Origin of the sequence: Micromonospora sp. NPDC005367, assembly GCF_040606825.1 — a bacterium.
Taxonomy (GTDB): domain Bacteria; phylum Actinomycetota; class Actinomycetes; order Mycobacteriales; family Micromonosporaceae; genus Micromonospora.
Genome location: NZ_JBEXFP010000032.1, coordinates 47,137 through 71,604, shown reverse-complemented (window position 1 = coordinate 71,604; position 24,468 = coordinate 47,137). Strand labels below are relative to the sequence as shown.

General features: G+C 72.5%; 22 protein-coding genes, 1 tRNA gene and 1 pseudogene. 6 read left to right on the top strand and 18 right to left on the bottom strand.

Annotated features, from left to right (window positions below):
- Positions 1-43: 43 nt before the first annotated feature.
- The 3 genes from ABZS42_RS21540 to ABZS42_RS21530 form a co-directional block, all read right to left on the bottom strand.
- Positions 44-787 (bottom strand): tyrosine-type recombinase/integrase, encoded by a 744-nt coding sequence (locus ABZS42_RS21540; RefSeq protein WP_355147882.1) that lies wholly within the window; start codon positions 785-787, stop codon positions 44-46.
- A 216-nt stretch (positions 788-1,003) separates the two neighbouring features.
- A complete protein-coding gene (locus ABZS42_RS21535; protein ID WP_355147880.1) occupies positions 1,004-1,510 on the bottom strand; it encodes a hypothetical protein in 507 nt (168 codons plus the stop codon).
- Positions 1,511-1,826: 316 nt separating this feature from the next.
- Positions 1,827-1,910 (bottom strand) — tRNA-Tyr (locus ABZS42_RS21530).
- A 146-nt stretch (positions 1,911-2,056) separates the two neighbouring features.
- On the opposite strand from ABZS42_RS21530, the gene ABZS42_RS21525 reads away from it, so the two are divergent.
- The 3 genes from ABZS42_RS21525 (at position 2,057) to ABZS42_RS21515 (ending at position 4,769) form a co-directional block, all read left to right on the top strand.
- The gene (locus ABZS42_RS21525; RefSeq protein ID WP_076466698.1) at positions 2,057-2,551 is read left to right on the top strand and encodes a YajQ family cyclic di-GMP-binding protein; all 495 of its coding nucleotides are present in this window, start codon (positions 2,057-2,059) and stop codon (positions 2,549-2,551) included.
- A 255-nt stretch (positions 2,552-2,806) separates the two neighbouring features.
- A complete protein-coding gene (locus tag ABZS42_RS21520; protein ID WP_355147878.1) occupies positions 2,807-3,748 on the top strand; it encodes an RNA polymerase sigma-70 factor in 942 nt (313 codons plus the stop codon).
- Between the two features lie 31 nt (positions 3,749-3,779).
- Positions 3,780-4,769 (top strand): NAD(P)-dependent oxidoreductase, encoded by a 990-nt coding sequence (locus tag ABZS42_RS21515; protein ID WP_355147876.1) that lies wholly within the window; start codon positions 3,780-3,782, stop codon positions 4,767-4,769.
- A gap of 235 nt (positions 4,770-5,004) precedes the next feature.
- Here ABZS42_RS21515 and ABZS42_RS21510 read toward each other — a convergent pair whose 3' ends face one another.
- The 8 genes from ABZS42_RS21510 to ABZS42_RS21475 all read right to left on the bottom strand — a co-directional run bounded on the left by ABZS42_RS21510 (position 5,005) and on the right by ABZS42_RS21475 (position 13,892).
- Positions 5,005-6,264: an MFS transporter gene (locus tag ABZS42_RS21510; protein ID WP_355147874.1), complete on the bottom strand. Its 1,260-nt coding sequence runs from the start codon at positions 6,262-6,264 to the stop codon at positions 5,005-5,007.
- Between the two features lie 142 nt (positions 6,265-6,406).
- On the bottom strand, positions 6,407-7,282 hold the full coding sequence (gene htpX, locus ABZS42_RS21505; protein WP_355147872.1) for a zinc metalloprotease HtpX: 876 nt from the start codon (positions 7,280-7,282) through the stop codon (positions 6,407-6,409).
- A 145-nt stretch (positions 7,283-7,427) separates the two neighbouring features.
- Positions 7,428-8,909 (bottom strand): proton-conducting transporter membrane subunit, encoded by a 1,482-nt coding sequence (locus tag ABZS42_RS21500; RefSeq protein WP_355147870.1) that lies wholly within the window; start codon positions 8,907-8,909, stop codon positions 7,428-7,430.
- A gap of 16 nt (positions 8,910-8,925) precedes the next feature.
- Complete coding sequence (locus tag ABZS42_RS21495) at positions 8,926-10,431, bottom strand: NADH-quinone oxidoreductase subunit M (RefSeq protein ID WP_355147868.1); 1,506 nt, start codon at positions 10,429-10,431, stop codon at positions 8,926-8,928.
- The gene (locus tag ABZS42_RS21490; RefSeq protein WP_355147866.1) at positions 10,428-12,395 is read right to left on the bottom strand and encodes an NADH-quinone oxidoreductase subunit L; all 1,968 of its coding nucleotides are present in this window, start codon (positions 12,393-12,395) and stop codon (positions 10,428-10,430) included. Before ABZS42_RS21490 ends, ABZS42_RS21495 begins: the two co-directional genes overlap by 4 nt.
- Positions 12,392-12,736 carry an NADH-quinone oxidoreductase subunit NuoK gene (nuoK, locus tag ABZS42_RS21485; RefSeq protein ID WP_355147864.1) on the bottom strand — a complete coding sequence of 115 codons (345 nt, stop codon included), beginning with the start codon at positions 12,734-12,736 and terminating at the stop codon, positions 12,392-12,394. The genes ABZS42_RS21490 and nuoK overlap by 4 nt, the downstream gene beginning before the upstream one ends.
- Positions 12,733-13,269, bottom strand: coding sequence for an NADH-quinone oxidoreductase subunit J (locus tag ABZS42_RS21480; RefSeq protein WP_355147862.1), 537 nt, complete (start codon positions 13,267-13,269; stop codon positions 12,733-12,735). Before ABZS42_RS21480 ends, nuoK begins: the two co-directional genes overlap by 4 nt.
- Positions 13,266-13,892 carry an NADH-quinone oxidoreductase subunit I gene (locus tag ABZS42_RS21475; RefSeq protein WP_355147860.1) on the bottom strand — a complete coding sequence of 209 codons (627 nt, stop codon included), beginning with the start codon at positions 13,890-13,892 and terminating at the stop codon, positions 13,266-13,268. The genes ABZS42_RS21480 and ABZS42_RS21475 overlap by 4 nt, the downstream gene beginning before the upstream one ends.
- A 93-nt stretch (positions 13,893-13,985) precedes the next feature.
- Between ABZS42_RS21475 and ABZS42_RS21470 the strand changes: the two genes are divergently transcribed.
- The gene (locus tag ABZS42_RS21470; protein WP_355147858.1) at positions 13,986-14,561 is read left to right on the top strand and encodes a Uma2 family endonuclease; all 576 of its coding nucleotides are present in this window, start codon (positions 13,986-13,988) and stop codon (positions 14,559-14,561) included.
- On the opposite strand, the gene ABZS42_RS21465 is transcribed toward ABZS42_RS21470, so the two are convergent.
- The gene (locus ABZS42_RS21465) at positions 14,542-14,973 is read right to left on the bottom strand and encodes an ester cyclase (protein ID WP_355147856.1); all 432 of its coding nucleotides are present in this window, start codon (positions 14,971-14,973) and stop codon (positions 14,542-14,544) included. The genes ABZS42_RS21470 and ABZS42_RS21465 overlap by 20 nt on opposite strands.
- 160 nt (positions 14,974-15,133) lie before the next feature.
- Here ABZS42_RS21465 and ABZS42_RS21460 point away from each other — a divergent pair, with 160 nt between their 5' ends.
- Positions 15,134-16,153 (top strand): glutathione S-transferase C-terminal domain-containing protein, encoded by a 1,020-nt coding sequence (locus tag ABZS42_RS21460; protein ID WP_355147891.1) that lies wholly within the window; start codon positions 15,134-15,136, stop codon positions 16,151-16,153.
- A 76-nt stretch (positions 16,154-16,229) separates the two neighbouring features.
- Here the strand turns inward: ABZS42_RS21460 and nuoH are convergent, their stop codons facing one another.
- Positions 16,230-17,189: an NADH-quinone oxidoreductase subunit NuoH gene (gene nuoH, locus ABZS42_RS21455; protein WP_355147854.1), complete on the bottom strand. Its 960-nt coding sequence runs from the start codon at positions 17,187-17,189 to the stop codon at positions 16,230-16,232.
- A 329-nt stretch (positions 17,190-17,518) separates the two neighbouring features.
- A pseudogene (locus ABZS42_RS21450) lies at positions 17,519-18,118 on the bottom strand (NADH-quinone oxidoreductase subunit C); the annotation flags it as partial.
- Between the two features lie 240 nt (positions 18,119-18,358).
- Here ABZS42_RS21450 and ABZS42_RS21445 point away from each other — a divergent pair.
- Entirely contained in the window at positions 18,359-19,405 is a 1,047-nt protein-coding gene (locus tag ABZS42_RS21445; protein ID WP_355147852.1) for a glucose 1-dehydrogenase, read from the top strand.
- A gap of 69 nt (positions 19,406-19,474) precedes the next feature.
- Here the strand turns inward: ABZS42_RS21445 and ABZS42_RS21440 are convergent, their stop codons facing one another.
- The 4 genes from ABZS42_RS21440 to ABZS42_RS21425 all read right to left on the bottom strand — a co-directional run bounded on the left by ABZS42_RS21440 (position 19,475) and on the right by ABZS42_RS21425 (position 24,466).
- Entirely contained in the window at positions 19,475-20,791 is a 1,317-nt protein-coding gene (locus ABZS42_RS21440) for a DUF2252 domain-containing protein (protein ID WP_355147850.1), read from the bottom strand.
- A gap of 87 nt (positions 20,792-20,878) precedes the next feature.
- Positions 20,879-21,457, bottom strand: coding sequence for an NADH-quinone oxidoreductase subunit B family protein (locus ABZS42_RS21435; protein WP_355147848.1), 579 nt, complete (start codon positions 21,455-21,457; stop codon positions 20,879-20,881).
- 109 nt (positions 21,458-21,566) lie between these two features.
- Positions 21,567-23,051: an aminotransferase class V-fold PLP-dependent enzyme gene (locus tag ABZS42_RS21430; protein ID WP_355147846.1), complete on the bottom strand. Its 1,485-nt coding sequence runs from the start codon at positions 23,049-23,051 to the stop codon at positions 21,567-21,569.
- Positions 23,048-24,466: an MFS transporter gene (locus tag ABZS42_RS21425; RefSeq protein WP_355147844.1), complete on the bottom strand. Its 1,419-nt coding sequence runs from the start codon at positions 24,464-24,466 to the stop codon at positions 23,048-23,050. Before ABZS42_RS21425 ends, ABZS42_RS21430 begins: the two co-directional genes overlap by 4 nt.
- Between the last annotated feature and the right edge of the window lie 2 nt (positions 24,467-24,468).

Sequence of the window (24,468 nt, the reverse complement as noted above, 5' to 3'; positions counted from 1 at the left end):
TGAAGTTCTAGCTTGGTCGCTGAACCATCTACCGGAGACCTCTTCAGTTATCGATCACCGCCACGCCGTGACCTACACCGGCAACCACGACTTCTGAAACACGCCTTAGGCGCCGGGCGACCTCGGTCGGCGGGACACCGGCATTTAGCCAGAGCGAGGCCGCCGCATGGCGCAGGTCGTACGGGCGGCGCACCAGCGGTAACGAGACCTGCGCCTCGGTCAGGGCCCGCTCCCGGGCGAGCTTCCACCATCGGTCGTAGACCGACTCGGAGAGCGGCCCGCCGTGCAGCCCTCGGAAGAAGCGCCCATCCGGGCCGACGCCGTGATTCTCGACGTGGGCGCACAACAGCTCGACGAGCCGGGGCGGGATCGGCACGGTCCGCGTCTCCTGCCGTGCCCGATGCTTGAGGCCGCGCCGCTCGTGGGAGCCGCAGTCGTCGGTCCAGTGCGACCCGGCGCGCGGCGAGGTACCGGCGAGCACCAGGCGCCCCCAGCGGTACTCGATCTTCTCGTGATCGCACAACGCGGAGGGCTTGACCGCCGCCAGGTCGTCGAAGTCGCCGCCGCAGTCGACGCACCGGCCGGGCAGGTCGCAATCCTCTCGCCGCAGGTCTGCTGCCTCGGATGGACGCATGCCCGCGTAGTAGAGACAGCCGAAGAACGCCGTCACCTTGTCGGCCCGTTTGCCGAGAGATTTCACCGCCTCCAGCAGCGCGGCGACCTGGGCCGGGTTCGCCACCACGCGCCGGTCGATGGACTGCGCGACCTCGGGGGCCGTCCACTGCACCCGGTCGACCGGGTTGGAGGCGATCAGCTCCAGCTCGACGGCGTACCCGAGGATGTTGTAGAAGGTGGCCCGCTTCCGCTGGACTGTGGAGGCAGCCGCGGGCTTGCCGTCAAGACGCCGCCCGGCGGCGAGCCGCCCCGGCAGCCTCCGGCGCCGGGGCGGAGAGCCACCGACGGCCGCCGGGACACCGCCCCCACACCGCGCCAGTCAACACGATCAGTGGATCGCTGGCTCCGGCTGCACGTGAGGCACTGTCTCCACCCGGGCGAACGTCTGCCGGATATGCGCGTAGTCGGCAGGTCGCAAGGACCAGACCCTCCAGTGCCCGCTGTCGATCATCAGAAGCTGCAGCTGCGGCAGGCCAGCGTCGTCGAAGCCGACGAAATCACCGTCGATGATCTGCACCTCGCTGGCGGCCAGAGCAGCCATCACCGACCAGGAGAGCGATAGACCGCCCGGCTCCCGCGACCGACCCTCGACAGCAAGGGTGGTGCTCTGCGGCCACACCGCCCGGATGTCGCCGTTGAACTCCGCCTCGAACAACCGCCAGTGCAGCGACTCACCACCACTAACCGACCCCATGACCTCAGCCAGGCCAATAAGGGTTCCATCCACCCAGCAGGGCATTCGAACAGCATCCACGGCTTCACGATGCCTGCCAGGCTCGCCCCGACGCCACCCTGCCTTCACAACAGGCAGTGCGGAAGCGGCGTCGCTGACCACCGTCGAAATGTGGGCTTCCGGCTGCCGCGCCAGTCCAAAACCCCGACTGGCTCGCCCTCGGGCTACCTACCGCGGCCCCACACCGTCCCGCGTACGCCCTTCGGCCGACCCCAAGCGTCACGCGCCGTCCGACGCCGGCCCGGGACAACCCGAACCCGGTCCGCCCTGTGGGATCGCGACGTACAGGGGACTAGATCAACCCGCCCACGATCTGCCCACGACCAGTCGTCGACGGCTGGACTCAGCCGGACTCGGCTAGATCAACGACAACGGCCCCTGATCAGCATTTCTGCTGGTCAGGGGCCGTTGGTGCACCTGGTGGCGGGTAGAGGATTCGAACCTCTGTAGCTTTCGCGACGGATTTACAGTCCGCTCCCATTGGCCGCTCGGGCAACCCGCCAGGGCGCGTCACCGCGTCAGGACGCGGCGACGGAAGCAAGGATAGCGGCTCCCCCGGGCACGGGCGCAACCGGGTACCGTCAGAGGGTCGTGCCGCTGGTCAGCGGTGCGACCGCCAGTGGACCGCCGGACAGCAGGAGCAGAAGCATGGCAGCGAACCCGTCGTTCGACATCGTGAGCAAGGTCGACCGCCAGGAGGTCGACAACGCTCTCCGCCAGGCGGAGAAGGAGCTTGCGACTCGGTTCGACTTCCGGGGGACGGGTGCCGAGATCTCCTGGTCGGGCGAGGAGGCGATCTCCCTGCAGGCTGAGACCGAGGAGCGGGTTCGGGCCGCGCTGGAGGTCTTCCGGGAGAAGCTGGTCAAGCGGAACATCTCGCTGAAGTCGTTGGACGCCGGCGACCCGCGCCCGTCGGGCAAGGTGTTCAAGATCGACGGCAAGATCATCCAGGGCATCGACTCGGAGAAGGCCAAGGCGATCAGCAAGAAGATCCGCGACGAGGGCCCGAAGGGCGTCCAGGCGCAGATTCAGGGCGACCAGCTCCGGGTCACCGGCAAGAAGAAGGACGATCTTCAGGCCATCATCGCGATGCTCAAGGGCGAGGACTTCGGCGTGGCGCTCCAGTTCACCAACTACAGGTGAGCGGGCCTCGGAGGGCCCGGCCATTCGGCCGGGCTACGCCGAGTTACCTGCCCAGACATCGTCACCGGTAGTCGTAGTCGGTCGCTCACGATGGGCCGCCGACGGCCTGCCAGGCAGCCCGCCGGCTCCGCGCCGCTCGGCATTGGTAGCGGCATCCAGCGGCGCTGGTGATCATGTTCCCCCGCGTCCGGGTGGCCTCGATCCACCAGAGGTGCCGTGATCGGCCGGAGACGTTGCGGAAATATGATCAGGTCTATGCCTTTGACGGTGGATGACATCGACCGATTCGAGCGATCGAGGCCCCGTCTGGCTGCCATCGCGTACCGTCTCCTCGGCTCCGCCGACGAGGCGGAGGACGTCGTGCAGGAGACGTTCTTGCGCTGGCAGGCCGCGGACGTCGACCGCGTCGAGGTCCCCGAGGCCTGGCTGACGAAGGTCCTCACCAACCTCTGTCTCAACCAGCTCAGCTCGGCGCGGGCACGCCGAGAGACCTACGTGGGTCGGTGGCTCCCCGAGCCGCTGCTCGCGGGGGACCCGATGCTCGGCCCGGCCGATACCTTCGAGCAGCGCGAATCCGTCTCGTACGCGGTGCTCATCCTGATGGAGCGGCTGTCCCCCAACGAGCGGGCCGTGTATGTGCTGCGGGAGGCCTTCGACTACCCGCACCGGGAAATCGCCGAGATCCTCGACATCACCGAGGCCGCCAGCCAGCAACTCTTTCACCGGGCCAGAAAGCATGTCGCGTACGGCAGCGCCCGCAGCGAGATCGACCGGACCGCAGCCGAACGGATCGTCGAGGAGTTCCTCACGGCCGCCACCAGTGGCCGGACCGATGAGCTCGTCCGTCTGCTCACCAAGGACGCCGTCTCCGTCGGCGACGGCGGGGGGAAGGTTCCGGCACGCACCAGGGCGTTCGAGGGGGCCGTCACGGTCGCGAAGTTCGTGTGGAGCATGTTCAAGCCCGCCGAAGCCAAGCGCGCCGTCGTCGGCGGCTCGCCCGAGATCTACGCCTGGGCCGCCAACGGCGAGCCCGCCGTTGTGGCAGTCGTGGACGGCCGGGTCGTCGCCATCATGTGCCTGGAGGTCACCGCCGAGGGCATCAGCGCCTGCCGTACCCAGGCGAATCCCGACAAGCTCGTACGCGCGACCGAGCAGTGGGCGGCAGCCAACCACGGGGAGCCCCTGCTCGTGATGTGACCCTGGTCACCTCATCCCCTGTCAGGAAACGATGGGCTGTCCGGTTCAAGTGGCGAAACCGAACCGGACAGCAAGGGAGCCGACGATGAGGGTGCTGGTGGCAGGGGCGACCGGAGCGATGGGCAAGGAGTTGGTGCCACGTCTGGTCGAGGCGGGACACGAGGTGTTCGCCATGGTCCGCGGCGAGTCCGGCAGGGTCACTGCGGAACGGCTGGGCGCGGTACCGGTCATCGCCGACGCGCTGGATCGCGCCCAGGTCGAGGTGGCTGTGCGCCAGGCCGCCCCGGAGGTGATCGTTCACCAGCTGACCGCCATCGGTCACATCGACACTCGCAATTTCGAACGCAGCTTCGCCGCCACCGACCGGCTGCGGATCGAGGGCACCGACAACCTGCTCGCTGCCGCACGCGCCACGGGAGTGCGGCGGTTCGTCGCCCAGAGCAACGGCGCGTTCACCTACGCGCGCACCGGCGGGCCGGTCAAGAACGAACAGGACCCGCTGGATCGCTCACCCGTCGGCTCGATGGCCTCGATGATCGCAGCGGTCGAGTACTTGGAGAAGGCCGTGCTCGGCGCCGCCTGGACCGAAGGGATCGTGCTGCGCTACGGCGCGTTCTACGGCCCCGGCACCTCCATGGCGCCCGGTTCGAAGCAGCTCGAGATGATCCGTAAGCGCAAGTTCCCGGTCGTCGGCGACGGCGGCGGGGTGTGGTCGTTCGTCCATATCGCCGACGCGGCCGAGGCCACGGTCGCTGCGGTGGCGCACGGCGGCCGTGGTGTCTACAACATCGTCGATGACGATCCCGCCCCGGTCGCCGAATGGCTACCGGAGCTGGCGGCGCTGCTGGGCGCCAAGAAACCGATGCGCGTGCCGCGCTTCGTCGGACGGCTGGCTGCGGGAGAGGCCGGCGTCGTGCTCATGACCGAGCTGCGCGGCGCGTCCAACACGAAGGCCAAGCGTGAACTGGGCTGGCGCCCGGCACACCCCACCTGGCGTCAAGGCTTCCGGGTTGCGCCGTGACCTGCTGAGCGTCGCGTCCTCCGCCTCGGCCGAACCGGGGGTCGTCGGCGGTGACGGCGTGGCTCCTCGCCGGCCGGGTGTCCCGGGCCGAGGGCTGCACGTCGGGCGTGACGCAGCAGGGCGACAGCCGGAACGGCCTGGCCCCGTCAAGGGCCGCCGGCGTACGGAAGGTGAGGGTGCACGCCGTCCGGCCCCGCCCGGTCTGATCTGGTCGACCAGGCCGGGCGGGACCGGATCAGGCGGGAACGGGCTCCTCGACGCGTACCGAATGGATCTCCGCACGGCGGATCGGCCCGGCGGGCAGGGCGGCGACCCCGGCCCCGACGGCGACCGCGGCCCCCGCGAACAGGAACGCCCAGGGCACCCCGCCGGCGTGGTCGACGATCAGTCCGGCCACCGCGCCGCCGGCCGCGCTCGCCGCGACCGACATGGTGACCACCCAGGTGTACGCCTCGTTCAGCATGCCCGCCGGGGCGATCCGGCCGACCAGGGTGTTCTCCAGGGTCAACGCGGGCGCGATGGTGGCCCCGCCGACGACCAGGGCGATGCCCAGCGCCAGCGGGGTGGGCATCAGCGCGAAGATCACGAAACTGCCGGCCAGTGCGCCGAGCAGCCCGGCGAACTGGCGGGTCATGTTCAACGCCGGTTTGCGTACCCCGAACCAGAATCCGCCGATCGCACTGCCGACGCCCCAGACCGCGAGCAGGATGCCGGCCAGGCTCTCCGCGTCGCCGGCGCTGTAGTGGCCGGCGAAGGCCGGCACGATCACCCCGGCGGCGCCGAACGCGATGCCGAGGCTGGCCACGCAGATCAGCAGGGCGGGGAAGCCGGCGACCCGCAGCGGGCCGAGTCCGCGGGCCTGGTGTTCCCGCGGGTGTGGCTGCCAGCCGCGCATCACCCGGCCGAGGGCCACCGCGGTGGTGCCGACGAGGGTGACCACCGCGGCACCGACCAGTGCGGCCGTCGCGTCGGCGACCAGGACGAAGGCGGCCACCAGCAGTGGGCCGAGCACGAAGACGATCTCGAACAGCGAGGTTTCCGCGGCGAGCGCCGTGTTGCGCAGGTGGTACCGCCCGGAGGTGGGCGAGGTGAGGTCGTTCCAGGCGCCGCGAATGGCCGCGGTCAGCGGCGGGTACGTGGCGCCGGCAACCCCGGCGGCCACGTAGATCGCGACGAGCCCGTCGGCCCCGGACCGGCTCGCCACCAGCAGGCCGATGAGGGCCAGCGGATGAGCGACGGCGGTGGCGATCAGCACCGGGCTGGGGCCGATCCGGTCGGCGATCCGGCCGGCGACGGGGCTCAACGCGGCACCGGCCACGGCGTAGATCCCACCGGCGACGGCCGCGAGGGAGTACCGGCCGGTCACCTGCTCGACCACCAGCAGCAGCGCCAGCGGCGTCATGCCGATTCCGAGCCTGCCGATGATGCCGGTGAGCAGCAGCATCGGCGCGCCGGGGATCCGCCAGACGCCCAGATACTGGCGCAGAGCAGCCACGCGAACCTCCAGGGATGTAATGAGTGGGAAACCTTCCGACCCTAACGCCGTGGGTCATCCGGATGAAGCGGATATCGCCGCGCACACAGCACCGCGCCCGCACCGGAAGTGCCGGGTGCGGGCGCGGGGCGGATGCTACGGGTCAGCGCAGGTACTGCACCGGGCCGGCGTTGCGGGCCATCTGCTCCAGCCGTGCGACGCGCTCCTCCATCTTGGGGTGGGTGGAGAAGAGCGCCGAGATGCCGCCGCCCCGGAACGGGTTGGCGATCATCAGGTGGGCGGCGCTGGTGAGGTTGCCCTGAGCCGGCAGCGGCCGCTGCCGGGCCACCGCGTCGATCTTGCGCAGCGCGTTGGCGAGGGCCAGCGGGTCGTTGGTCAGCCGGGCGCCGGAGGTGTCCGCCTGGAACTCGCGGCTACGGCTGATCGCCAGCTGGATGATCGTCGCGGCGATCGGGCCCAGGATGATGGTGAGCAGCAGCACGGCCGGGTTCGGCGCATCGTCGTCGTCACCGCTGGTCAGCGGGATGAACCAGGCGATGTTCGCCAACGTGGTGATGATGCCCGCCAGACCGGCGGCCACGCTGGAGATCAGGATGTCCCGGTTGTAGACGTGGGACAACTCGTGCCCGATCACACCGCGCAGCTCGCGGTAGTCGAGGACCTCGGTGATGCCCTGTGTCACGCAGACCGCGGCGTGCTGCGGGTTACGACCCGTGGCGAAGGCGTTGGGCTGCGCGGTGGGGCTGACGTACAGGCGGGGCATCGGCTGCTGTGCCGCGGTGGCCAGCTCACGCACCATCCGGTACAGCTCGGGGAATTGTGCCTCGCTGACCGGTTGCGCCCCCATCGCCCGCAGGGCGAGCTTGTCGGAGTAGAAGTAGCTGATGCCGTTCATCAGCAGCGAGATGATGACGGCGATGACCAGACCACCACTGCCGCCGAACCAGTAACCCACCCCGAGGATCAGCGCGGTGAGCAGGCCGAGCAGCGCGGCGGTCTTGAGACGGTTGTGGTGCACAGTCACTCCTTCGGTGTACGGATCGCCGGACCCGTCGACCGGTTCAACACTGCGATACCCGTCTACCATCCGCGATATGGCTGTGAGTTGGCTGAGAGCGGGTGCAGCGCGGGGCGACACCAGATCCCGAGTCGCGACCTGAGCCTCAGCGCGCCGCGAGATCGAGCACCAGCTGTGGGGCGAAGCCGACGACCACGGCAGCCACCGTCGCCACCGCCAGCACCACGGCCACCGCCCGTGCCGCGCCGGCGGCGGGCGCCGGGGTCCCGGGAGCCGGGACGGTGTAGAGGCTCGCCGCCAGCCGCAGATAGTAGGCCAGGCCGATCACCGCGTTGATCGCCACGACGAGCGCGAGCCACCCGCTGCCCCCGCCCAGCAGCGAACGGACCACTGTCACCTTGGCGAAGAGACCGGCCAGGCCCGGTGGCAGCCCGGCGAGGCCGATCAGGGCCAGCCCGAGACCCGCGCCGAGCCAGGGGTGCCGGCGGGCGGCGCCGCGCAGGTCGTCCAGGGCGCCGCCGTCGGCGTCCGCCGGACGCAGGGCGGTCACCCCGGCGAACGCCGCGAGTTCCAGCAGCACGAAGAAGACGGCGTACGCGAGTGCGGCCGCGTACGCGCCGGCCCGTGCCTCGCCGGTGCGTCCCGCCGCCAGCGCCAACGCGCCCAGCGGGGCCAGGATGTAGCCGGCCTGGGCCACCGACGACCAGGCGAGCAGCCGGACCGTGCGCCGCTGGCGCAGCGCCACCAGGTTGCCGACGGTCATCGTGAGCACCGCGAGCAGGGCGAGCACCGCGCCGGTCAGGTCCGCCGGGAGCGCCGCGGACACCACCGCGAGCAGCGCCACCACGCCACCTAGCTTCGAGGCCGTCGAGAGGTACGCGGTCACCGGCAGCGGCGCGCCGTCGTAGGTGGCCGGCGCCCAGGCGTGGAACGGCACGGCGGCGACCTTGAACGCCAGCCCGAGCAGCAGCAGCGCCCCCGCCGCGGCGGTCAACGGCAGGTCGTGGAGGTCCTGCCGCTCGGCGAGCAGCGCGCCGAGCCGTCCCAGGTGCAGCTCGCCGGTCACCGCGTACAGCAGCGCCGCGCCGAGCAGGCTCACCGTGGTGGCCACCACGCTGACCACGAAGAACGTGACCGCCGCCTCCGCGCTGGCGAGGCTGCCCCGGCGCAGGCCGACCAGCACGTAGAGCGGCAGGGTGAGCGTCTCCAACGCCACGACCAGGGTGATCAGGTCGCCTGCCGCGCCGAGCACCACCCCACCGGTCATCGAGCAGGCGAGCAGGAAGCAGTACTCCCCCACCGGTGCCCGACCGGCCCGCAGGTGCCCGCCGGAGAGGCCGAGCACCCCGAGGGTGAGCAGGGCGAAGAGTGCCCCGACCAGGGCCGCCCGGCCCCCGAAGACGTACGAGCAGTCGGCGGCGGCGCAGAACGTACGCCGCTCGTCGCCCGCGCCGACCACTGCCGCGCCGACGGCGGTGGCGATCGCGCCCAGCGCCGCCACGGCGAGGGTGGCCCGCGAACGGGCCAGCACCAGGTCGGTGACCAGCACCAGCACGGCGGTGCCGGCGGCCAGGTACGCCGGCAGCAGCGCCACGTGGTCGACGCTCTGCACCACGTTCTGGTTCACCGGCGACTCCTCGCGCTCATCGGAGGACCTCCACCAGGGCGTTCACGGGGGTCTCGGCGATGCCGAGCACCAGTGCCGGGGCCAGCCCGATGGCGAGCGCGAGCAGCACCAGCGGCGTCCAGGCGGTCAGCTCCCCGCCGGCCAGCGTCGGGGCGAGCCGGCCCACCGCCGGGCTGGGCCGGCCGTGGGTGACCTGACGCAGCAGACGCAGGAAGTACGCGGCGGTGAGCGCCCCGCCGACCGCGGCCAGCACGCCGAGGGTGGTCCAGAGCGGCCCACCCACCTCGACCGCGGCGATCACGGCGAACGCCTCGCCCCAGAACCCGGCCAGCCCGGGCAGGCCGAGCGAGGCGATAGCGGCGAAGCCGAGCAGGCCGGCGAGCCGGGGCGCGGTCTCCCGCAGCCCGGACAGCTCGGCGAGCACCCCGGTGTTCGTACGGTCCTTGACCGCCCCGGCGAGGAAGAACAGCAGGCCGGTGATCACCCCGTGCGCGACGTTGCCGATCAGTGCGGCCTGGATGCCGGTGCTGGTGAGCGTGGCGACGCCGAGCAGCACGAAGCCCATGTGCCCGACGCTGGAGTACGCGATCAGCCGCTTCAGCTCGGTCTGGGCCAGGCAGACCAGCGCGCCGACGAGGATCGCCGCGACGGCGAGTACGCCGAGCACCGGCGCGGCCCAGCGGGCCCCCTCCGGGGCCACCCCGACCGCCACCCGGATCAGCCCGTACGTGCCCATCTTCAGCAGCACCCCGGCGAGCACCACGCTGCCCACCGTGGGCGCCTGGGTGTGTGCGTCCGGCAGCCAGGAGTGCAACGGCCAGAGCGGGCTCTTCACCGCGAAGGCCAGGGCGAGCAGCGTGAACGCGAAAAGTTGGGTGCCCCGGGAGAGTCCGCCACCACCGGTGAGCGCCACGATGTCGGCGGTGCCCGCGGCGGACACCACCACGTACACGCCGACCAGCAGGAGCACCGAGCCGAGGAGCGTGTAGAGGACGAACTTGCGGGCCGCCCGACGCCGGTCCTCGCCGCCCCAGCCGGCGATGACCGCGTACATGGGCAGCAGGACGACCTCGAAGAAGAGGAAGAACAGGACCAGGTCCAGGGCGAGGAACGTGCCCAGGATGCCGACCTCGATCACCAGCAGCAGGGCGACCAGTGTCCGGCCGCTGCCGCCGGCCGGCACCCGATGCAGGCTGTAGGCGCAGCAGAGCAGGGTCAGCAGCGCGGTCAGCACCACCAGCGGGTAGGAGATGCCGTCCACGCCGAGGTGGAAGCGCAGTTCCAGCCCGGGCACCCACGGCAGGTCGAGTTGATGCCACGGACGTACCGCGGGCGTGGCCGCCGACCAGGCGAACCAGCCCCGGTCGCCGGCGGCGAGCGGCAACGCGGCGAGCAGGGTGAGCCCGGCGGCCACCGTGCCGACCAGCCGGGCCGCCCGGTCCGCCGGGGTGGCGACCACCACGACCGCGCCGAGCGCCGGCACCCCCAGGACGGCGACCAGCAGGAACTGCCCGAAGGTCATGCGTTCGCTCCGATCAGCGCGGCGGCCAGCCCGATCAGCAGCGCACCGGCCAGCACCCCGGCGGCGGCCCGGGGCAGCGCGGCGCGGTGCAGCGCGGCCAGCCCGGCGCCGAGGCCGGACGCGGCCCGCCCGCTGCCCTCCACCGCGCCGTCCACCACCCGCTCGTCACCGGCGCGCACCGCCCGGGCGAGCGCCCGGTAGGGACGTACCACCAGGGTGTGCTGGACGTCGTCGAGCCGGAACGCCGCCGCGAAGACCGGCCGCAGTGGACCCAGCGCGGCCGCCGGGTCGGCGGCCGGGTCGCGGCGCCAGCAGGCCCAGGCCAGGCCGGCGCCGAGCAGCAGCAGCGCCAGCGGCAGCAGTACGGACGGCGCGAGGTGCACCAGCGGCTCCGCCGGCAGGAGATCCGACGGGCGTGCCCCGGTGACCGGAGGCTGGAGCCGGTCGGCGAACGGGCCGGCGAACCCGGCGAACCCGAGCAGCGCCGCCGGTACGGCGAGCAGCAGCACCGGCCAGCGCAGGGTGCCCGGCGGGTCGTGCGGGTGGGCGAGCGGGGCCCGGGTCTCGCCGAGGAAGGCACGCAGCAGGAGCCGGGTGGCGTACCAGGCGGTGATCGCGACGCCGGCCAGTCCGGAGAGCCAGACCAGCCAGCCCACCCAGGACGGTGTCGGTCCCGCGCCGTCCAACGCGGCCTCCTGCGCCGCGGCGAGCACGCCGTCCTTGCTCCAGAAGCCGGCGAGCGGCGGCAGCCCGGCCAGCGCGCCCAGGCCGACCACCGTGCACCAGAACGTGACAGGCATGCCGCGGCGCAGCCCGCCCATCTTCGACATCAGGGTGGTGCCGACGGCGTGGATCACCGCGCCGGCCGCCAGGAAGAGCAGCGCCTTGAACGCGGCGTGGGTGAGCAGGTGGAACAGCGCCGCGCCGGGTGAGCCGACGGCGAGCGCGCCGGTCATGTAGCCGATCTGGGAGACCGTCGACCAGGCGAGCACCCGTTTGATGTCGTCCTGGGCGGTCGCCGCGAGCGCCCCGAGCAGCAGGGTGACCGAGGCGAGCACCCCGAGCACGGTCAGCGCGACCGGCGCGGCCTCGAAGAGGGGGTAGAGCCGGGCGACGGCGTACACGCCGGCCGCGACCATCGTGGCGGCGTGGATGAGCGCGCTGATCGGGGTCGGACCGGCCATCGCGTCGGGCAGCCAGGTGTGCAGCGGGAACTGCGCGCTCTTGCCGGCCACACCGGCGAGCAGCAGCAGGCAGGCGGCGGTGAGCGTGCCGGCGGAGTGGTCGGCGGCCAGCACGTCGGCGATCCGGAAACTGCCTGCGGGGACGCCGAGCAGCGCGATGCCCAGCAGGAAGCCCACGTCGCCGACCCGGGTGACCAGGAACGCCTTCACCGCGGCGGCGGGCGCCTCGGGCAGCCGGCGGTCGTGCGCGATGAGCAGGTACGAGCAGATGCCCATCACCTCCCAGCCGACGAGCAGCAGCAGCAGGTCTCCCGACACCACCACCAGCAGCATCGCCGCCGTGAAGAGGCTGATCTGGGCGGCGTACGGCGGGTAGCGGTGGTCGACGTCGACGTCGTCGTGCGGACCGCGTTTCAGGTAGCCGATCGAGTAGACCTGCACGGCCAGCGCGACCGCGCCGACGGCCACCGCGACCAGCGCGGCGGCACCGTCCAAGCGGACGCCGAGGCTGACGTCCAGGCCGCCCAGCTCCACCCAGGTGGTGCTCGCCTCGGTCGGGGAGTCCAACGTGGCCAGCAGGGCGACCGCGAGCGCGAACGCCCCGGCCGCGCCGGTCACGCCGAGGGTGATCGCTGCCCGCCGGGCCCACGCCTCGCCGGTCGCCGCGCCCCGGCCGTGCCCCGTCAGGCCGCGCGGCGAGGGCGGCAGGAGCAGCCCGAGCAGGCCGGCCACCAGCGGTACGACCGGCAGCAGCACACCGAGCACCGTGGTGCCGTTCACCGCGCCTCCCGTGCGTCCGCGTCCACCGTCACCGACGGCTCGGTCAGCGGAACCTCGTCGACGGCCACGGTGGCCCGCAACCGGTAGAGCTGGAGCACGATCGCCAGGCCCACCCCGATCTCGGCGGCGGCCAGCACGATGACGAAGAGCGCGAAGACCTGGCCGCTGTGCGGCAGCGCGGCCCGCACCGTGGTGTCGGCGGTGACGAGGATCAGGTTGACCGCGTTGAGCATCAGCTCGACCGCCATGAGGACCAGCACCGCGTTGCGGCGGCGCAGCACGCCGTAGGTGCCGAGCCCGAACAGCAGCGCCGCGGTGACGTACGGGACGACCGGCCTCACCGGCCCGCCTCCGTACGCTCCGGCTGCTCCGCTCCCGGCCGCCCGATGTCCGGCCGGGAGAGCACCACCGCGCCGACCAGGGCGGAGAGCAGCAGCACCGAGAGCACCTCGAAGGGGAGCACCCAGCTGCGGAAGATCTCCCCGCCGATCCGCTCGGCCGTGCCCGCGTCGGGCAGCCGCACGGTCGTCCACCGGTACGCGTCGACGAGCAGCGTAGTCAGTCCCAGCCCGACGCCACCGCCGATCAGCGCGGCCGGCCAGCCGGGCCGGTCCAGGTCGTCGGAGGCGCCGATCGGCGCCCGGGTGAGCATCGCCGCGAAGAGCAGCAGCACCACCACGGCGCCCACGTAGATGAGCACCTGGACCCAGGCCACCAGTTCGGCGGTGAGCACCAGGTAGTCGCCGGCCAGCGCGCCCAGGCAGACGACCAGGTAGAGACCCGCCCGGACCAGATGCTTCGTGGTGACCACCAGCACGCCCGAGCCGACCGCCACCGCGCCGAGCGCGAGCAGCAGCACGTCCGCGACGGTCATGTCGTCGCCTCGCCCGGCGAGCCGGGCTCGCGGCGTACGGGCGGGGTGGTGGGCCGGGCGGCGGGGACCGCCGCCTTGCGGGCGGCGCTGGTCTCCTCCTTGGCCGGCTCGCCGTTCGGGTCGTGCGCCGGGGGCGGTGGGACGGTGTCCATCCACTCCCCGAGGTGGTCCTTGTCGTGCAGCAGGTCCTTGATGTCGTACTCGGCGTACTCGAACTCGGGTGACCAGTAGAGCGCGTCGAACGGGCAGACCTCCACGCAGATCCCGCAGTACATGCAGAGCGAGAAGTCGATGTCGAACCGGTCGAGCACGTTGCGCTGGCGGGGGCGGGCGGCGCCGGGCACCGCCACCTCCTCCTTGTGCGAGTCGATGTAGATGCACCAGTCCGGACACTCGCGGGCGCAGAGCATGCAGACCGTGCAGTTCTCCTCGAGCAACGCGATCACGCCGCGCGAGCGGGGCGGCAGCTCGGGGGCCACGTCCGGGTACTGCTGGGTGGTGGAGCGCCGGGTCATCGTCTTCAGGGTGACCGCCAGCCCCTTGACCAGGCCCGCACCGGGCAGGCCGCGGTCACCGGCGACGTCGTCCGGCGTGCGCTCGCTGCGGTCGCTCATGCGGACCATCCTGCCCTGTGACCCGGGCGCGCGCGAGCGCCCCCCGAGCTCGGCCGGCGGTACGGTGGACCCGGGGAGAGCGACCGCCTGAAAGGACCCGCCATGACCGCCGCGCTGCAGAGCGACTATCCGCCCGAGGGTGGGTGGACGACAGACGATCTGGATGCGCTGCCCGAGGATGGCCGCCGCCGGGAGCTGCTCGATGGAGTGCTGCTGATGTCCCCCTCCCCTACCCGCACTCACCAGACCATCGCGATGCGTCTCGGCGTCGCTCTCGAGGCCGAGTGCCCCGACGACTACGACGTCACCCAGGGAGTCGAGGTGCGGATAAACCACACCCGCTCCTTCATTCCGGACGTACTGGTGACCACATCGACCGCGGCAGCACGCGAACCCTCGCGGTACGAGCCGCATGAGGTCGTCCTTGCCATCGAGATCGTTTCCCCGAGTACCCGCTCGATAGACCGGGTGTTGAAGCCGGCGCTCTACGCCCAGGCAGGCATCCCGTTCTATTGGCGTGTCGAGACGGACGACGGCACGCTCGAGATCGTCACCTACCGAATCGACGCGGTGAACGAGGTCTACACAGAGACCGGCCGGTGGACGAAGTTCGTCGACACCGGTGAGCCGTTCCCGATCAACCTGCCGCTTGCCCGGATCACGACCCGGGGCCGGTGACACCGCCGAGCGGGGGGATCATCTCGACGCCGAGCTGCTGGAGCACCTGGAACAGCTCGTTGACGCTCCACACGTCGGCGATCCGCCCGCTCGCGTCGAAGCGCAGGAACGTCGCGCCGGAGTAGCTGGCCACCCGGCCCGTCGGCGGCACCGGCCCGAACGGGCCCACCTGGGTGCCGGCCGCCCGCCAGTGCACGGCGACCCGGTCCCCGGCGGCGACCAGGTCGACGATCTTGTAACGGAGGTCGGGGAAGGCTGCCCGCCGGTCCCGGTGCCAGGCCAGGGTCGCCTCCGGGCCGGTGCCGCCCAGACCCGGGCAGTCGGGGGCGATCAGCTCGTACGCCGACTCCTCGCGCCCGGCGTTCCACACGTCGGAGATGAATCGCCGCGCCGCCGCCTCCGTGTCGATCACAGGAGGCAGCGTAGCGCCGGGGGCGCCCGACCCAGCCGCCGCTCGCGACGGACGCCCCGCAGCCGCCCGGCCCAGCCGCCAGAATGGGACGAGGCGACAGGATCGGAGGGGCGGCGTGGGTACGAGCAGCGAAGGCAGCGGGACCGAGACCGACGAGGAGGTGCTGCTGCGCACCGGCGGCAAGTACGTGGAGCCGGGTGGTGAGTTCACCCGCGACCAGCGGTACATCGCGACCCGGATCACCGTCGACGGACGAGACGGCTACCCGGTCGAGCCCGGCCGGTACCGGCTCGCGGTCAGCCGAGCCTGCCCCTGGGCGAGCCGCCTGGTCATCGTCCGCCGGCTGTTGGGCCTGGAGGACGCCATCTCGATGGCGATGGCCGGGCCGACGCACGACAAGCGGAGCTGGACGTTCGACCTCGACCCGGGTGGGCGGGACCCGGTGCTCGGCATCGAGCGGCTGGCCGAGGCCTACTTCAAGCGGTTCCCCGGCTACGAGCGGGGCATCACCGTGCCGGCGATGGTGGACGTGCCGACCGGGCAGGTGGTGACCAACGACTACGCGCAGATGAGTCTCGACCTCTCCACCGAGTGGACGGCCTACCACCGCGCGGGCGCGCCGGAGCTCTACCCGGAGCGGCTGCGTGGCGAAATCGACGAGGTCAACAACGTGGTGTTCAGGGACGTCAACAACGGCGTCTACCGGTGCGGGTTCGCCGGCAGCCAGGAGGCGTACGAGAAGGCGTACCGGCGGCTCTTCGACCGGCTGGACTGGTTGAGCGAGCGGCTGTCCGGCCAGCGCTACCTGGTCGGCGACACCATCACCGAGGCCGACGTGCGGCTGTTCACCACGCTTGTGCGGTTCGACCCGGTCTACCACGGCCACTTCAAGTGCAACCGGCAGAAGCTCACGGAGATGCCGGTGCTGTGGGCGTACGCCCGGGACCTGTTCCAGACCCCCGGCTTCGGCGACACCGTCGACTTCGACCAGATCAAGCAGCACTACTACGAGGTGCACCGGGACATCAACCCGACGGGCATCGTGCCGCTCGGGCCGGACCTGGCCAACTGGCTCACGCCACACGGCCGGGAGGCGCTCGGCGGTCGTCCGTTCGGTGACGGCACCCCGCCTCCGCCGCCCGCGGAGCCGGTCGACCCCGCGCACACCCCGCAGCGCTGAGCAGGCTCGGCGGTGAAGCCCCCTCCCTCGCGGAGGGGGCTTCAATCTGCCGGTACGCCGACGTGCGGGGGGTGCCTCACAGGGCGACGCGGACCGCGGCGGTGAGGACCAGCTGCGCCAGGGACGCCGGAACGAGGACCAGCCAGCAGAGGCGCTGGAGCTGGTCCTCCCGCAGCCGCGGGTACGACACCCGGAGCCAGATGATCACGAAGGCGACGGCGAACACCTTGAGCAACGTCCAGAGCCAGCCGAGTTGGTCGTCGGCGGGCCCGTGCCAGCCGCCGAGGAAGAGCACCGTGGTGAGCGCCGCGATCACCACGATGCCGACGTACTCGGCCAGCAGGAAGAACGCGAAGCGCAGCCCGGTGTACTCGGTCATGTAGCCGAAGACCAGTTCGGAGTCGGCGACCGGCATGTCGAACGGCGGGCGGCGGATCTCGGCGAGCCCGGCCACGAAGAAGACGATCATCGCGGGTGCCTGCCAGAGCAGCCACCAGGGCCGCCACGCCTCGACGATGCCGGAGAGGCTGAGCGTGCCCGCCGCCATCGCCACCGACGCCGCGGCCAGCACCAACGGCAGCTCGTAGCCGAGCAGCTGCGCGGCGCCGCGCAACCCGCCGAGCAGGCTGTACTTGTTGGCCGAGGCCCAGGCCGACATCAGCACGGCCAGCACCCCGACACCCACCACCGCGAGCACGAAGAACAGCCCGACGTCCAGCGGCTGCCCGACCAGGTCGTTCGGGCCGAGCGGGATCACCAGGAGCACGAGCAGGTACGGCACCAGCGCGATCACCGGCGCCAGGCGGAAGACGGAACGGTCCGCGTCGCGCGGGGTGACGTCCTCCTTCTGCACGAACTTGAGCCCGTCGGCGACGAGCTGCGCCCAGCCGTGGAACGCGCCCGCGTACATCGGGCCGAGCCGGCCCTGCATGTGCGCCATCACCTTGTGCTCGGCCTGGCCGACCAGCAGCGGCAGGACGAGGAAGGCGACCAGGACCGCTGCGACCCGGATCAGCAGCTCCAACCAGATCGGCATCAGGACGCGTCCCCGTCGTCGCCGTCACGGCCGGCCTCACCGGGCGGCGGCGTCGCCGGGCGGTCCGCTGCCGGACCACCGGCCGTCGGGCCCGGCCGCTCGGCGGCGGTCGCCCTACCCGGGCCGCCGGACGCCGAGTCCTCGGCAGGCTCCGGGCCGTCGCCGGTCGTTCCGGTCACGTCAGGCGTCGTGGCCGAGCTGCGGCGGGCCGCCGGGCCGCCGTCGGTCGGGACCGGTCGGCCGGTACGCCCGGCACGGGCCCCCGGCGCCGGTCGCGCGGGCCGGTCACCGGCCGGGCGAGCCGGCGTGCCGCCACGCCGCCCCTCCCCCGCACCGCCGGCGCCGGCCGGGGTGGGGGTGCTGCCCCACTCCCCGGGCGCGGGCACGCCTGGCGGGCGGATCGGTCGCCGGCCGCCGCCCGCCTCGGACTCGCCCGGCTCCTTGGCGCCCGGCCACGGTTTGGCCACCCGCGAGGCCAGCACGAACTCCTTGCGCAGCGGATGCCCCTCGAACTCGGGCGGGAGCAACAGCGGGCGCAGCCCGGTGTGACCGGCGAAGCCGATGCCGAACATCTCGTGCGTCTCCCGCTCGTGCCAGTCGGCCCCGGGGTAGAGGTCGACCACCGAGGCGACCGTGGACGCCTCGCGCGGTACCCGGGTACGCAGCAGCAGGCCGTGCCGATGCCGGGTCGACCAGAGGTGCGCCACCACGTCGAACCCCTCGGCGAGCTCGTCCACGGCCGAGAGCCAGTCGAAGAAGTCGCAGCTCAGCTCCGCGTCGTCGCGGGCCGTACGGACCGCGTCGCGCCAGCTGGCCAACGGCACGTCCACCGTGGCTCGGGCGTGCCGGGCGCCACCGGAGACCGAGGGGGTGGTCTCGGCCGGCGCGAGCAGCGTGGCCATCCGGCTGCCGACCTCTTCCGGAGTCATGCGCTGATCCTAGGGCCTGTTTCATGAGGCCCGCCCGAGCGAGCGCGGCCCAGGCGGCGGTCCGGCCCGGGCACGGTCTCGTGGAACAGGAGCTACCGCCGGCCCGCTCCGGCCCACCCGAGCGGGCCGCCCCGATTCTCGCGTCGGTCACCGGCGGACACGTCCGCCGGTGCGGGTCGCCCGGAGATGATCTGCCGCTTTGCCCGTCGGGACGGCCGCGGAGGGGCGAAGATGACAGACGTGCGCGCTGTGACTGTGGCCCCCGGGACCGCCAACTCCCTGGAGTTGATCGAGGACTATCCGGAACCGGCCCCCGAGGAGGGCTCGATCCTGGTCGAGTCCCTGGCCGTCGGCGTCTGCGGCACGGATCACGAGATCATCGCCGGGGAGTACGGCGAGGCGCCGCCGGGCGAACGGCGCCTGGTGATCGGGCACGAGTCGCTGGGCCGGGTGCTGGAGGACCCGACCGGCACCCTTCAGCCGGGGGACCTGGTGGCCGGCATCGTCCGGCATCCGGACCCGGTGCCCTGCCCGAACTGCGCGGCCGACGAGTGGGACATGTGCCGCAACGGCCGTTACACGGAGCACGGCATCAAGGCGCTGCCCGGATTCGCCCGGGACCGCTGGCGGATCCAGCCCCCGTACGCCGTCCCGTTGGACCGGGCGCTCGGCCAGGTCGGCATGCTGCTCGAACCGACGAGCATCGTCGCGAAGGCGTGGGACCACATCGAACGGATCGGGCAGCGGTCCGTCTGGCAGCCGAAGATCGTGCTGGTCACCGGCGCCGGCCCGATCGGCCTGCTCGCCGCTCTGCTCGCCGCCCAGCGCGGGTTCTCCGTGCACGTGCTCGACCTCGCCACCAGCGGCCCGAAGCCGGAGCTGGTTCACGCGCTGGGCGCTACCTACCATTCGGTGCCGGTCCACGAGCTGGACTTCGAGCCGGACGTCGTGCTGGAGTGCACCGGGGCGCCGACTGTGGTGCTCGAGGTGATGTGCAAGGCCGCACCGAACGGCATCGTCTGCCTGACCGGGGTGTCCAGCGGCGGTCGGACGATCGACTTCGACGCCGGCGCGCTCAACCGGTCGCTGGTGCTGGAGAACAACGTGGTCTTCGGCTCCGTGAACGCCAACCGGCGGCACTGGGAACTGGCCGCGGCGTCGCTCCGCCGGGCCGACCCGCTGTGGCTCAGTTCCCTGATCAGCCGCCGGGTGCCGGTGTCGGGGTACGCCGACGCGTACACGAGCGGGCCGGACGACATCAAGGTCGTGCTGGAGTTCGCGGTCTGACCCGCGGCCCGCGCCCCGACCGGCCGGCTCGGGAACCCGGCAGCCGGCTCACATGCCCGGGCAGCCGGCTCAGAGGCCGGGCAGCCGGCCGTTGCGGAACACGTCCACGAAGAGCTGGTGGTCCTCCCGGGCCCGCAGCCCGTACGCGTGGGCGAACTCCACCAGGTGGCCCACGAAACTCGACTCGTCCTGGTCCACCGCCGCGATGATCGCCTCCTCCGTGGAGTAGTCGACCAGATCATGGCTGGACTCGTCGTCGGCGACCGAGTGCATCCGGGCCACCGCTCGGCCCAGGTCGGACAGCACCCCGGCCAGCTCATCCGGTTCGTTGACGTCCGCCCAGTCCAGGTCGGCGGCGTACGGCGAGACCTCGGCGACCAGCTGCCCGACCCCGCCCAGCTCGGTGAAGCCCAGCCACGGATCGGCGTGCGCCTGCAACGCCCGCTGCGACTCGGCCGTCCGGTGCCCCTGGTGCTGGAAGTAGCCACGGATCGACTCGTCGGGGATGTGCCGCACCACCGCGGGCACCTGCGCCTGCTTCATGTAGATGACGACGTCGTTCTCCAGCGCCTGGGTGTGCCCCTCCAGCAGCAGGTTGTACGACGGCAACCCGGCCGAGCCGATGCCCACGCCCTTGCGCAGCACCACGTCCTTGATCCGGGTCTCGACCGGACGCAGCCGGGCCGAGGAGACGGGCAGCGTGCCGAGGTACGCCTCGAAGGCCGCGCTGACCGCCTGCCGGGTGTCGTCGTCGACCTCGTACACGCCGTCGCCGAGGGAGAACCGCCGCTCATAGTTGTCGATGGTGGTCTGCGTGGCGAGCAGGTCGACGCGGGTGTAGAGGCGGGCCTGCTGAAGCACCTGACGCAGCACACCGTCGGCGTTGTCGAGGGTGATCGAGCCGATGGCGTCGTCGCCGCCCGCGACGATCGCCCGCAGCTCGGTGAGGTACGCGCGGGCGAAGCCGGTGACCAGTTCGGTGATCGCCCGGTCGGAGAGCGCCTTGGCGTAGCCGAGCAGCGCCACGCTGGCCGCGAAGCGCTTCAGATCCCAGGTGAACGGCCCCACGTACGCCTCGTCGAAGTCGTTGACGTTGAACACCAGCTGCCCCGAGGCGTTCATGTAGGTGCCGAAGTTCTCGGCGTGCAGGTCGCCGTGGATCCACACCCGGCTGGTGCGTTCGTCGAGGAACCGGTCGTCGGCGAAGTCGCCGCGCTGGTCGGCGTAGAAGAGCGCGGCGCTGCCCCGGTAGAAGGCGAACGGAGAGGCGGCCATCTTGCGGAACTTGCGGCGGAAGGCGGCCGGGTCGAGCGCCATCGACGCCCCGAACTCCGCGATCAACACGTCGACGATGTGCGCGGCGCGACGCTGCCCTGAGCTGCTCATGTGCGCAGGCTATTCCCCCTGCGCCAACGGCCGGTCCGGCCGCGCTCGGCCAGGTCGCGGAGCCGCGGCGAGACGGCGGGGCGCCGGTCAGTTCGCGGGTGGGCGTACCGGCGGGGCGGTGAGCGACGCCACCGAGCGTGGGACGGCGCCGTCGCTCGGCGCGGCGTCGACCGGGGCGGCGAGCAGGTCCGGGCGGGACACCCCGCCGGGGCCGGACTGCTCGGCAGCGATCTTCTCCTGGAGGCGCAGGATGCCGTGCAGCAGCGCCTCCGGCCGGGGCGGGCAGCCGGGCACGTAGACGTCGACCGGAATGAGCTGGTCGACCCCCTTGGTCACCGAGTACGAGTCCCAGTACGGGCCGCCGCAGTTGGAGCAGGCGCCGAACGAGATGACGTACTTCGGCTCGGGCATCTGGTCGTAGAGCCGCTTGATCGCCGGGGCCATCTTGTCGGTCACCGTCCCGGAGACCACCATGAGGTCGGCCTGCCGGGGGCCGTGCGCGAACGGGATCACCCCGAGTCGCATGAAGTCGTGCCGGCTCATGCTCGTCGCGATGAACTCGATCGCGCAGCAGGCCAGGCCGAAGTTGAAGACCCAGAGCGAATAGCGGCGGCCCCAGTTCAGCACGAACCGGATCGGCTCGCCGAGCACTGCCGGCAGCTGCACGAACGCCCCCTTCCCGAACCTTCGGCCCAGTCAACCACAGCCGCCGGCCACCCTTGACGGCCGGCGGCAGGCCACCCGGTGCTCGCACGGGTCAGCGGATCGCCACTGGTCACCGGCTGGGCCGCTGGAGCAGGCCGACGAACTCCACCAGCAGCCGCTCCCGCAGCGCCGGGGACGCGGCGTCGAGCAGCGTGTTCACCATCGCCATCCGGTCGGGCAGCGCGCCGGCCGGGCCGCCCAGGCCCAGGCCGGCGGCGAGCCCAGCGACCAGTTCGGCGGTGAGCGCGTCCGGGGTGAGCGTCCCGGCGAGCGCGCGCAGTTCCTCGGGCAGCACGACCGGGCCGGCTGCCCGGGCGGCGTTCGCCGCCTCGGCCAGCGCCGGGCCGAACTCGCCCACCCGGGGGGCCACCGCCGCGGTCACGGTGAGGTGCACGCTCGCCGGCAGGCCGGCGTACGCGAGCTGCGGCTGGGTGTGCCAGCCCCGGACGGTCAGCTCGTCGACCAGCACGAACAGGTCGAGCTCCGGATCGGTGGTGGTGAAACAGACGACAGTGGACTCCGGCTCGGCCATCAGCCGCAGCCCGGGTAGGCCGCGTACGGCGTCGGCCAGCCCGGCCACGGCCTCCCGGGTGGCCGCCGCCAGCCGCAGGTAGCCGTCGTCGCCCAGGTGCCGCAGGGTGGCGTACGCCGCGGCGATCGGGCCGCCCGAACGCGTCGAGGCGATCGTCGGATTGATCATCGTGTAGCCGGGCCAGTCGGCGTACGCGAAGTACTGCGGCGCGCGCAGGGCCAGATCACGGTGCAGCAGCACGGAGACGCCCTTCGGCGCGTACGCGTACTTGTGCAGGTCGACCGAGATCGAGGTGACGCCGGGCACCCCGAAGTCGAACGGCGGCACGGGTGCGCCGAGCCGGCGCAGGTACGGCAGAGTCCAGCCGCCGAAGCAGGCGTCCACGTGGCAGCGCACCCCCGCCGCCGCGGCCGCTGCGGCGATCTCGGTGACCGGGTCGATCACCCCGTGCGCGTACGACGGGGCGGAGCAGGCCACGAGCACGGTGTCCGGCCCGAGGGCGGCGGCGGTCTCGGCCGGGTCGGGGCGCAGCGTCTCCGGGTCGACCGGCACCACGTCGAGCGCCACCCGCAGGTAGTGGGCCGCCTTGGCGAAGGCCGCGTGCCCGCTCGCCGGCACCACGAGCCGGGGCGTGGTGATCTCCGGGTGGGCGTCCCGGGCGGCCTTCACCGCCAGGATCAGCGACTCGGTGCCGCCGCTGGTGACGCTGCCGACCACGTCCGGCGCGGTGCTGCCGGGTCCGCCGCCGAGCAGCCCGGCCGCCGCACCGACCAGGGCGTTCTCCATGGCCAGCAGGGACGGGAACGCGGTCGGGTCCAACCCGTTGGCGTGCGCGCTGGCCGCGTGTGCCGTGGCGGCCAGCTCGTCCAGGCCGGGCACGGCCGGGTCGTAGACGTACGCGAAGAGCTGCCCACCGTGCGTCGGGCGATCCTGCGCACGCAGCAGGCGGATCTCGTCGAGCACCCGCTCGGCGGGGAGTCCCTGCTCCGGCAGCGCGCTTGCGTCGGTCCGCTCGTCGGTCATGAGGTGGTGACGCCCCTTCCGGGTGGCTCGTGGGTTGTCGTTCCCGCCACGACCGGCTGATCGGCGGCGGCGTCCGGCGCGGCGGGTAGGTCGTAGTGGCGCAGGAGGATCAGCGGTGCGGCCACCAGCAGAGCGGGGATCACGGTGAAGCCGAGCAGGATGCCGAGGCGGGCGGTGCCGGACTGCGCCGCGGCCGTTCCGGTGTCGGAGGAGACGTAGCCGGCAAGTTGCAGCACCAGCCCGTAGATGCCCGGTCCGAGCGCCAGCCCGAGGGTCTCCCCCGCCGTCCAGACCCCGGTGAAGACGCCGGCCTGCCGCCGGCCGGTGCGTGCCTCGTCCCAGCTGATGCAGTCGGGCAGCATCGCGAGCGCGAAGACCTGCTGGCCCGCGTACCCGGCGCCGACCAGGGCGACCACCGGGTAGACCGCGGCCGCCGGCACCAGTGGCGCAGCCGCCAGCGCCGCCACGCCCACCACGAGCAGCAGTGACGCCGCGACCAGGGCACGGAGTTTGCCGACCCCGGCGCCGATCCGGGTCCAGAGCGGCATCACCAGCAGCGCCGGCCCGACGAAGCAGGCGAACAGCAGGGTCGCCCCGGTCTTCGGGTCCCGCAGGATCTGGTCGGCGAAGTAGTTGACCCCGGCCAGGATGGTGGCCACCCCGGCGGACTGGACCACGAAGCAGACCAGCAGTGCGCGGAACGCGCGGTTGCGGCCGGCGACCGCCAACTGGGCGCGGAGCGTGGGCTCGCTTCCGCGTACCCGGCCGGTCGGCGCCGCCCGGGTGCCGGCGTACGCGCTGACCGCGCCGACCGCGATCAGCGCCGCGACGAAGAGGCCCATCCACCGGTGCCCGGCGAGCCCTTCGCCGCCCGCGGTCACCACGATCGGGGCGACCGCCCCGGAGACCAGGATGGCCAGGGCCAGCACGGCGATCCGCCAGGTCATCAGCCGGGTGCGCTCGGCGTAGTCCTCGGTCAGCTCGGCCGGCATCGCCACGTACGGCACCTGGAAGAAGGCGAACGCGGTGGCCGTGGCGAGGAAGGCCACCGCCACGTACGCCCCGGCCGCGCGGCCCGGCCCGAACGGCGCGGCGAAGATGCCGGCGAAGAGCAGGGCGAGCGCGAGACCGGCGAAGAGCAGGTACGGGCGGCGGGGACCCAAGCGCGACCCGGTGCGGTCGGAGATGCGACCGGCCACCGGGTTCACCAGCACATCCCACGCCTTCGGCACGAGCACCAGCAGCGCGGCCAGCCCGGCGGCCACTCCGAGTGTGTCGGTGAGGTACGGCAGCAGCAGCAGACCGGGCACGGTGCCGAAGGCACCGGTGGCGAGCGAGCCGAGCGCGTAGCCGAGGTGCACCCGGCGCGGCAGGCCGCCCGGGACGGAGGCCGGACCAGCCGGCGGCGCGTCCATGG